Annotated in this window: 7 protein-coding genes and 1 pseudogene; 1 reads left to right on the forward strand and 7 read right to left on the reverse strand. The window is 65.1% G+C overall.

What is annotated here, in order from left to right:
- The 7 genes from E4L96_RS16480 to E4L96_RS16510 form a co-directional block, all read right to left on the reverse strand.
- Positions 1–503 (reverse strand): hypothetical protein (locus tag E4L96_RS16480; protein WP_135208306.1); only part of this gene is annotated, 503 nt, incomplete at its 3' end.
- A gap of 17 nt (positions 504–520) precedes the next feature.
- On the reverse strand, positions 521–1,618 hold the full coding sequence (gene zapE, locus E4L96_RS16485) for a cell division protein ZapE (protein WP_135208307.1): 1,098 nt from the start codon (positions 1,616–1,618) through the stop codon (positions 521–523).
- A 103-nt stretch (positions 1,619–1,721) separates the two neighbouring features.
- Entirely contained in the window at positions 1,722–3,155 is a 1,434-nt protein-coding gene (gene lpdA / locus E4L96_RS16490; RefSeq protein ID WP_135208308.1) for a dihydrolipoyl dehydrogenase, read from the reverse strand.
- A 13-nt stretch (positions 3,156–3,168) separates the two neighbouring features.
- Complete coding sequence (locus E4L96_RS16495) at positions 3,169–3,576, reverse strand: PspC domain-containing protein (protein ID WP_135208309.1); 408 nt, start codon at positions 3,574–3,576, stop codon at positions 3,169–3,171.
- Positions 3,577–3,681: 105 nt separating this feature from the next.
- On the reverse strand, positions 3,682–4,947 hold the full coding sequence (odhB, locus tag E4L96_RS16500; protein WP_135208310.1) for a 2-oxoglutarate dehydrogenase complex dihydrolipoyllysine-residue succinyltransferase: 1,266 nt from the start codon (positions 4,945–4,947) through the stop codon (positions 3,682–3,684).
- 47 nt (positions 4,948–4,994) lie between these two features.
- Entirely contained in the window at positions 4,995–7,850 is a 2,856-nt protein-coding gene (locus E4L96_RS16505) for a 2-oxoglutarate dehydrogenase E1 component (RefSeq protein WP_135208311.1), read from the reverse strand.
- A 230-nt stretch (positions 7,851–8,080) separates the two neighbouring features.
- Positions 8,081–8,332 carry a hypothetical protein gene (locus E4L96_RS16510; protein ID WP_135208312.1) on the reverse strand — a complete coding sequence of 84 codons (252 nt, stop codon included), beginning with the start codon at positions 8,330–8,332 and terminating at the stop codon, positions 8,081–8,083.
- Between the two features lie 3 nt (positions 8,333–8,335).
- Here E4L96_RS16510 and E4L96_RS16515 point away from each other — a divergent pair.
- Positions 8,336–8,700 (forward strand): annotated as a pseudogene (locus E4L96_RS16515) (hypothetical protein); the annotation flags it as partial.

An 8,700-nucleotide genomic window follows, 5' to 3' on the forward strand; every position in this document is an offset into this window, starting at 1 on the left:
GCTTCCGTGGCGGCCGCCTGCACCCGCTCATCGCGCTCGGCGCGGCGCTGGGCGATGGTCTTGGCGGGCGGCTGCGGCGCGGCCGATTCCGGTTCCGGCTCGCGCTTGGGTACCGGCTCGGCGGCGCGGCGCGCTTCCTCCGCCTGGAACTCCGCCTCGGCCTTGGCCAGGTCGCGATCACGCGCATCCACCGACACCTGGCGCTTGTAGCGCTCCATCACCGCTTCCACCGCCTTCACCCGCACCAGTCCGAGGCGCCGCTTCTCGCGCGCCTCGTCCAGACAGTTATTGACGAAGAATTTGGTATAGCAGACCGCCTCGCTGCGCGCATACTCCGCCTCCAGCGCCGTGCGCTCGCGCGTGGCCTGGGCCAGCGCGGCATCGGCGTCGGCCACCGACTGCGGCGGCGCCACGGTGACGGTGGACGTCGGCGTCGTCAGCGAGGACGCGCAGCCGCCCAGCGCCAGCATGATCGAAACGGAGAGTGCGAAGCGTCCTGCCATCGGGTGTGCCCTTGTTGTTAGCCCAGCGAGCCGGCCACCGCGCGGCGGTCCGACTCCATGTATTCACGCGACTGCATCTCAATGATACGCGAGACGGTGCGGTGGAACTCGTTCGACAGCACGCCCTGCGTGTACAGCTCCTCGGGCGGCACCGCGGCCGACATGATCAGCTTGACCTTGTGGTCGTAGAACACATCCACCAGCCAGGTGAAGCGGCGCGCCTCGGACGACTGCCCGGCGGACATCATCGGTATGCCGGACAGGATCACCGTGTGAAAGCGGCTCGCCAGTTCCAGGTAATCGTTCTGCGAACGCGGCCCGCCGCACAGGGTCGCAAAATCGAACCAGATAATGCCGCCCGCGTGGCGCAGCGCCCGAATTTCGCGGTTCTCGATATGCACCACCGGGTTCTCGTCCGGCGTCTCGGCGATCGAGTCGTAGGCCGCGCGCAGCTCCGCATCGGCCTTGGCGCCCAGCGGGCAGTGATACACCTCGACCTGTTCCAGCGCGCGCTTGCGGTAGTCGATGCCCGCGTCCACGTTCAGCACATCCATCCGCTCCTTCAGCAGCGCGATGGTGGGCAGGATGCGGTCGCGGTGCAGGCCGTCCGGGTACAGCGTGTCCGGCTGATAGTTCGAGGTCATCACGAACTGCACGCCGTTGTCGAACAGCGCCTTCAGCAGGTTATACAAAATCATCGCGTCCGCGACATCGGACACGTGGAATTCGTCGAAGCAGATCAGCCGGTACTTGCGCGCAGTGCGGCGCGCCACTTCATCCAGCGGATCGGCCACGCCCTTCAAGTCGTCCAGCTGGCGGTGCACGCCGCGCATGAACTCATGGAAGTGCAGGCGCGTCTTGCGCACCACCGGCACCACCGAATAGAAGGAGTCCATCAGGAAGGACTTGCCGCGCCCCACCCCACCCCACAGGTACACGCCGCGCGGCACGTCCGGCCGGTTGATCAGGCGCTTGAAGGTGGACGAGCGCTGGGACTTGTAGTCCACCCAGTCGTCATAGGCCTGCTGGAGACGGTCGACGGCGCGCTGCTGGGCCGGATCGGAGGCGTAGCCGCGCTGGGCCAGCGCGTGGGCGTAGTATTCCTGGACGTTCATGCGGGACTGCTGTGAGAAGTGCGGCTACAAACCAAAAGCGGCCACGCACGGTGGCCGCATGGTCGCGCGGGCAGGCGGTGCACTGCCGCCCGCGCAGGGAACATCAGAAATTGAGCGAACGCTTGTCGACCGCCAGGGCCGCTTCCTTGGTCGCTTCGGACAGCGACGGGTGCGCGTGGCAGATCCGGGCGATGTCTTCGGACGACGCGCGGAACTCCATCGCCACCACGGCTTCGGAGATCAGCTCGGAGGCCATCGGGCCGACGATGTGCACGCCCAGGATCTCATCGGTCGTGGCATCGGCCAGGAACTTCACCATGCCCGAGGTATCGCCCAGCGCACGCGCGCGGCCGTTGGCCATGAACGGGAAGGTGCCGGCCTTGTAGGCGCGGCCTTCGGCCTTCAGCGCCTGCTCGGTCTTGCCGACCCACGCGATCTCCGGCGAGGTGTAGATCACCCACGGGATGGTGTTGAAGTTGACGTGCCCATGCTGGCCTGCGATGCGCTCGGCCACCGCGACGCCCTCTTCTTCCGCCTTGTGCGCCAGCATCGGGCCGCGCACCACGTCGCCCACCGCCCACACGTTCGGCAGGTTGGTCTTGCACTCGTCGTCCACCACCACAAAGCCACGCTCGTCCAGCTTCAGGCCGACCGCATCGCCATTCAGGCCAATGGTGTTCGGCACGCGGCCGATCGAGATGATCAGCTTGTCGAACACCGCCTTCTGCTCGGCGCCCTTGTCGTCCGCGTATTCCACGGTGACCGATTTGCCGTCGTTGGTGATCTTCCCGATCTTGCAGCCCAGCGAGATGGCCAGGCCCTGCTTGGTGAACAGCTTGTGCGCTTCCTTGGCGATCTGCTCGTCGACCGCGCCGAGGAAAGTCGGCAAACCTTCCAGCACGGTGACCTTGGCACCCAGGCGGCGCCACACGGAGCCCATCTCCAGGCCGATCACGCCCGCGCCGATCACGCCCAGGTTGGCCGGAACCGCGTCGATGGCCAGGGCACCGTCGTTGGACAGGATCACCTTTTCGTCGAACGGTGCGCCCGGCAGTTCGCGCGCGTTGGAGCCGGTGGCCACGACCACGTGCTTGGTCTGCAGGGTTTCGTTGGAAGCACCGGCCACGTTGATCGTGTAGCCACCATCCGCCGCACCCGCGAACGAACCGCGGCCGTGGAAGAAGGAAACCTTGTTCTTCTTGAAGAGGAACAGGATGCCCTGGTTGTTCTGGTCGACGACCGTCTTCTTCCGCTTCAGCATCTGCGGCAGGTTCAGGGACAGGCCGGCGACATCGATGCCGTGCTCCTTGAATGCATGGCCCGCATGCTCGAAATGCTCGGACGACTGCAGCAGCGCCTTGGACGGAATGCAGCCCACGTTGGTGCAGGTGCCGCCCGGCGCCGGGCCGCCCTTCTCGTTCTTCCACTCGTCGATGCACGCGACCTGGAAGCCCAGCTGCGCTGCGCGGATGGCGGCGATATAGCCACCGGGGCCGCCGCCAATCACGACGACATCGAACTTTTTGGTATCACTCATTCTTTTTAATCCTTCAGATTTCTTCGGGGACGAAGATCCACATCAGCAGGTAGATCAGCACGCCGACGCCGCCGAGGAAGCAGCTCAGTACAAACACCAGGCGCCAGATCCAGGATTCGAGTCCCGAGACTTTCGCCAGGCCGCCGCACACGCCGCCCAGCCAGCGGTCGGTGCGCGAGCGGCGCAGGCTGTTGATATCGGCCCGCGGGTCGCCGGACCCGGGCGGGATGTCCTTGTTCAGCGAAGGGCCGCTGGCGGTCCCGGTGGTCCAGTTCGGACCGGCGGAGCCGGTGCCCGTGGACGACGAGGACGACGACGAGGACGCGAACAGGCGTGCCTTGGCCGCTTCGAATTCGGCATCGGTCAGCGCGCCGGCCTGGTGCAGTTCATGCAAACGCTTGATTTCGTCGGAGATGCTCATGGTGATGCTCCTTCATCGAATTGCGAACGCACGCGCCACACCGGATCGCGCGCTGGAATCCGCTGCCGCACGCATGATGCGCGCGCGGCAGCGGCAGGTGCCGGATTACAGGTCCAGCAGCAGGCGCGCCGGATCTTCCAGCGCTTCCTTCATCGCCACCAGGCCCAGGACGGCTTCGCGGCCGTCGATGATGCGGTGGTCGTAGGACATGGCCAGGTAGTTCATCGGACGAATCACGATCTGGCCATTCTCCACCACGGCGCGGTCCTTGGTCGCGTGCACGCCCAGGATCGCCGACTGCGGCGGGTTGATGATCGGGGTGGACAGCATCGAGCCGAACACGCCGCCGTTGGAGATCGAGAAGGTACCGCCGGTCAGGTCTTCCAGCGTCAGCTTGCCGTCCTTGGCCTTGTTGCCGAATTCACCGATCTTCTTCTCGATCTCGGCGATCGACATCTGGTCCACATTCCGCAGGATCGGCACCACCAGGCCGCGCGGCGAACCGACCGCGATACCGATGTCGAAGTAGCCGTGGTAGACGATGTCGTTGCCATCGACCGACGCATTCAGGATCGGGTACTTCTTCAGCGCGGCGACAGCGGCCTTGACGAAGAAGGACATGAAGCCCAGCTTGACGCCGTGCTCCTTCTCGAACTTGTCCTTGTACTTGTTGCGCAGGTCGATGACCGGCTGCATGTTCACTTCGTTGAAAGTGGTCAGGATCGCGTTGGTCGACTGCGATTCCACCAGGCGCTCGGCGATACGGGCGCGCAGGCGGGACATCGGCACACGCTCTTCCGGACGGTCGCCCAGGTTGACGCTCGGTGCGGCCACTTGCGGCAGCGGGGCCTTGGCCGGCTTGGCGGCTGCGGCCGGAGCGGCAGCAGGAGCCGCCGGCTTCGCGGCACCACCAGCGACGGCTTGCAGCGCGTCGCCCTTGGTCACGCGGCCATCGCGGCCCGAACCTTCGATGCCCGCTGCGGACATGTTGTTATCGGCCAGGATCTTGGCGGCAGCCGGCATGGCGACGCCGGACATGGCGCCACCGGTGGCTGCCGGAGCGGCGGCTGGAGCGGCCGCCTGCGGTGCCGGAGCGGCCTTCACTTCCAGCGGGCTCACTTGCGCCGACGCTTCGGTGTCGATCATGGCGATGACTTCGCCCGACACCACGGTGCCGCCATCGGTCTTGATGATCTGGGTGATCACGCCGTCGGCCGGTGCCGGCAGTTCGAGGACCACCTTGTCGGTTTCGATGTCGATCAGGTTTTCATCGCGCTTGACGGCTTCGCCGACCTTCTTGTGCCAGGACTGCAGGGTCGCTTCGGCGACCGACTCGGACAGCTGGGGAACTTTGACTTCGATTTGTGCCATTTGGTTTTAACTCCGTATTCGTGTGTTCTCTATTCGTCGACGTGGGCTTACTTGGTCAGCACAAAGCCCTTGAGGCGCGAGAAGGCGGTGTCCAGCAGCTCCTTCTGCTGCGCATAGTGCTTGTCGTAGTAGCCGACCGCAGGTGCGGCGGACGCCGGACGGCCCGCATAGGCCAGGCGCTGGCCTGCTTCCATCGATTCGAACAGGTGGTGCTGAATCTGGAACCAGTAGCCCTGGTTTTGCGGCTCGTCCTGCGCCCACACCAGTTCCGTCGCGTTGCTGAACTTCTTCAGTTCGGCCGCGAAGGACTTGTGCGGGAACGGATAGAGTTGTTCGATACGGATGATGGCGGTATCGGTCACGCCGCGCGTCTTGCGCGAGTTGACCAGGTCGTAGTACACCTTGCCCGAGCAGGCGATCACGCGCTTGACCTTCTTGGCGTCGATCGCGTCGTCCACTTCGCCGATCACGGTCTGGAACGCGCCCTTGGCCAGGTCCTGCAGCGGCGAGCCGGCGTCCTTGTTCCGCAGCAGCGACTTCGGGGTCAGGATGACCAGCGGCTTGCGGAACTGGCGCACCATCTGGCGGCGCAGCAGGTGGAAGATCTGCGCCGCGGTGGTCGGCTGCGTGACCTGCATGTTGTTGTCGGCGCACAGCTGCAGGAAGCGCTCCGGACGCGCGGAGGAGTGCTCCGGGCCCTGGCCTTCGTAACCGTGCGGCAGCATCATCACGAGGCCCGAAGCGCGGCCCCACTTCACTTCACCGGACGAGATGAACTGGTCGATCACGACCTGGGCGCCGTTGGCGAAGTCGCCGAACTGCGCTTCCCAGATGGTCAGGGTGTTCGGCTCGGCGGTCGAGTAGCCGTATTCGAAGGCCAGCACCGCTTCTTCGGACAGCACGGAGTCGATCACGGTGAACGGGGCCTGCGATTCGGAGACGTTCTGCAGCGGCACGTAGGTGCCCTGGTCCCAGCGCTCGCGGTTCTGGTCGTGCAGCACGGCGTGGCGGTGCACGAAGGTGCCGCGGCCGGCGTCCTGGCCGGTCAGGCGCACGGCGTAGCCAGACGACACCAGCGAGGCGTAAGCCAGATGCTCGCCCATGCCCCAGTCCAGGTTCTGCTCACCGCGGCCCATGGTGGCGCGGTCGGCTAGCACCTTCTCGGCCAGCGAGTGCAGCTTGAAGTTTTCCGGCACGGTGGTGATGCGCGCGGACAGGCGCTTCAGCTCCGTCATCGGCACGGCGGTGTCGGCGGCGTCGGTCCATTTGCGGTTCAGGAACGGCAGCCAGTCGACCGCGTACTTGTTCTTGAAGTTGGAGATCACCGGATCGACGGTGGTCTTGCCCGCATCCATGGCTTCGCGGTAGGCCGCGACCATCTGGTCGCCGGCATCGGCGGCGATGGTGCCCTGGGTCGCCAGGCGGTCCGCGTACAGCTTGCGCGTCCCCGGGTGCTTGCCGATCTTCTTGTACATCAGCGGCTGGGTCAGGGCCGGGGTGTCCTGCTCGTTGTGGCCCAGCTTGCGGTAGGTGATGATGTCGAGGACCACGTCCTTTTTGAACTGCATGCGGTAGTCCAGCGCAATCTGGGTCGCCAGCACCACGGCTTCCGGGTCGTCGCCATTGATGTGCAGGACCGGCGCTTCGATCATCTTGACCACGTCCGAGCAGTAGATGGTCGAACGGGCATCGCGCGGATCGGAAGTGGTGAAGCCGATCTGGTTGTTGATCACGATGTGCACCGTGCCGCCCGTGCCGTAGCCGCGGGTCTGGGCCAGGTTCAGGGTCTCCATCACCACGCCCTGGCCGGCAAATGCCGCGTCGCCGTGCACCAGGATCGGCAGCACTTGCTGGCCTTCCTTGTCGCCGCGGCGGTCCATGCGGGCCTTGACCGAGCCTTCGACCACCGGGTTGACGATCTCCAGGTGGGACGGGTTGAATGCCAGCGACAGGTGCACCGGGCCGCCCTGGGTCGAGATGTCGGACGAGAAGCCCTGGTGGTATTTCACGTCGCCGGACGGCAGGTCGTCGCCGTGCTTGCCCTCGAATTCCTCGAACAGTTCCTTCGGCGACTTGCCGAGCGTGTTGACCAGCACGTTCAGGCGGCCGCGGTGGGCCATGCCGATCACGATCTCCTGCACGCCTTTTTCACCGGCGCGCTGGATGGTCTCGTCGATCGAGGCGATGAAGGACTCGGAGCCCTCCAGCGAGAAGCGTTTCTGGCCGACGTACTTGGTGTGCAGGTAGCGCTCCAGGCCTTCGGCCGCGGTCAGGCGCTCCAGGATGTGCTTCTTCTTCTCCGGGGTGAAGTGCGGGGTCGAGCGGATCGACTCCAGGCGCTCCTGCAGCCAGCGCTTTTCGGCCGGGTCGGAGATGTACATGAACTCGGCGCCGATCGAGCGCGTGTAGGTGTCGCGCAGGAACTGGGTCAGGTCGCGCAGGGACGCGTTTTCCGGGCCGAAGTAGGTGTTCGAAATATTGTACTGGGTGTCCATGTCCGCGTCGGTGAAACCGTAGAACGCGGGGTCCAGTTCAGGAATGTTGGGGCGCTCCTGGCGCTGCAGCGGGTCCAGGTTAGCCCAGCGCGAGCCGAGGTAGCGGTAGGCGGCGATCAGCTGCGTGACAGCGACGCGTTTGCGGGCTTTTTCCGGGTCGCCGGCGCTGGAGACCATGCGCACGGCGCCTTGCTTGGCGCGCTCGGCGAACGAGGCGATGACGGGTGCGTGCGCCACGTCGGGCTTGTTGGAGCCATCGACCGCAGGCACGTTCTGCATGCTGTCGAAGTACTGGCGCCAGTTGTCGGGGACGGAGCCCGGATTGTTGAGGTAGGCCTCGTAGAGCTCCTCCACGTACGGCGCGTTACCACCGAACAGATAGGAGTTCGCCTTTTGCTGTTGCATCATTTCGCTCACCTTTCTTCGCGCTTCGCGAGATTAGCGGGTTATCACACCTTCCGCGACACGGCCTGACCGGTTAGCGGATTGCATACATCAAGTTGTGGGGGAAGGACTTAAGACTGGCCGGGCTCTCGGCGGGAGATTCGTCAGAATTTAACGCGCTATTGTATAGCAAGCGCTTGCCGGGGTGGCGAAACGGCTGCAGTTTGTTACTTTTCGACACCACTTATTCAATCTTATCTCTTTACCGGCGCCTCTGGCAGGCGCTTCTTGATCCGTTCTTCCATCAATGCCGCAAATGCCGCGACGCGCTCCTCGATGCGCACGATCGAAGATGTCATGCGCATCGCCGCCGTTTCGATCCTGGCCTCCACCTCTTCCCGGTTCAGTTCGCCCATGGCTTGCGCGATCCTTTCGGCAAGCTCAGACTGCGCGCGGGCCGGAAAGTTCAGTACACTGCCGACCTTATGCGATTTTCCATTGGTCATCGGTTGTTTGCCGCTGTTTTGCTGGCCATCCTGGCGGTGGCGGCCACCGGCATCTGGCTGCTGCGGCAGAACGTGCTGGGGTCGTTTGCCGACTACGCCGTGAATATCGAGCTGGACCGGCTGACTGAGCTGTCGTCCGATCTGGCGCGCCGCTACCGCCAGCACGGCAACTGGGCCTTCGTCCCCGCCGACGCCACCGACCGCCGTAACTGGATCGCCGCCGAACTGATCCGCCTCCAGGACGCGCGCCTGGCCCGCGAAGGCGCTTTGCGCCCCGGTGGCGGCAGCGACATCCCCGTCGCGGCCCCGGCCGATGCCGGCGCCTCGTCTGGCGCGGTCGCGGGAGAGGCAGCGCTTGCGGAAGAGGC

This window comes from Zemynaea arenosa, from assembly GCF_004614185.1.
GTDB lineage: Bacteria > Pseudomonadota > Gammaproteobacteria > Burkholderiales > Burkholderiaceae_D > Telluria > Telluria arenosa.

Bases quoted from the DNA above. Each gene is read 5' to 3' on its own strand.
- zapE (WP_135208307.1), bottom strand. From the start codon at position 1,618: ATGAACGTCCAGGAATACTACGCCCACGCGCTGGCCCAGCGCGGCTAC.
- lpdA (WP_135208308.1), bottom strand. From the start codon at position 3,155: ATGAGTGATACCAAAAAGTTCGATGTCGTCGTGATTGGCGGCGGCCCC.
- E4L96_RS16495 (WP_135208309.1), bottom strand. From the start codon at position 3,576: ATGAGCATCTCCGACGAAATCAAGCGTTTGCATGAACTGCACCAGGCC.
- odhB (WP_135208310.1), bottom strand. From the start codon at position 4,947: ATGGCACAAATCGAAGTCAAAGTTCCCCAGCTGTCCGAGTCGGTCGCC.
- E4L96_RS16505 (WP_135208311.1), bottom strand. From the start codon at position 7,850: ATGATGCAACAGCAAAAGGCGAACTCCTATCTGTTCGGTGGTAACGCG.
- E4L96_RS16510 (WP_135208312.1), bottom strand. From the start codon at position 8,332: ATGACCAATGGAAAATCGCATAAGGTCGGCAGTGTACTGAACTTTCCG.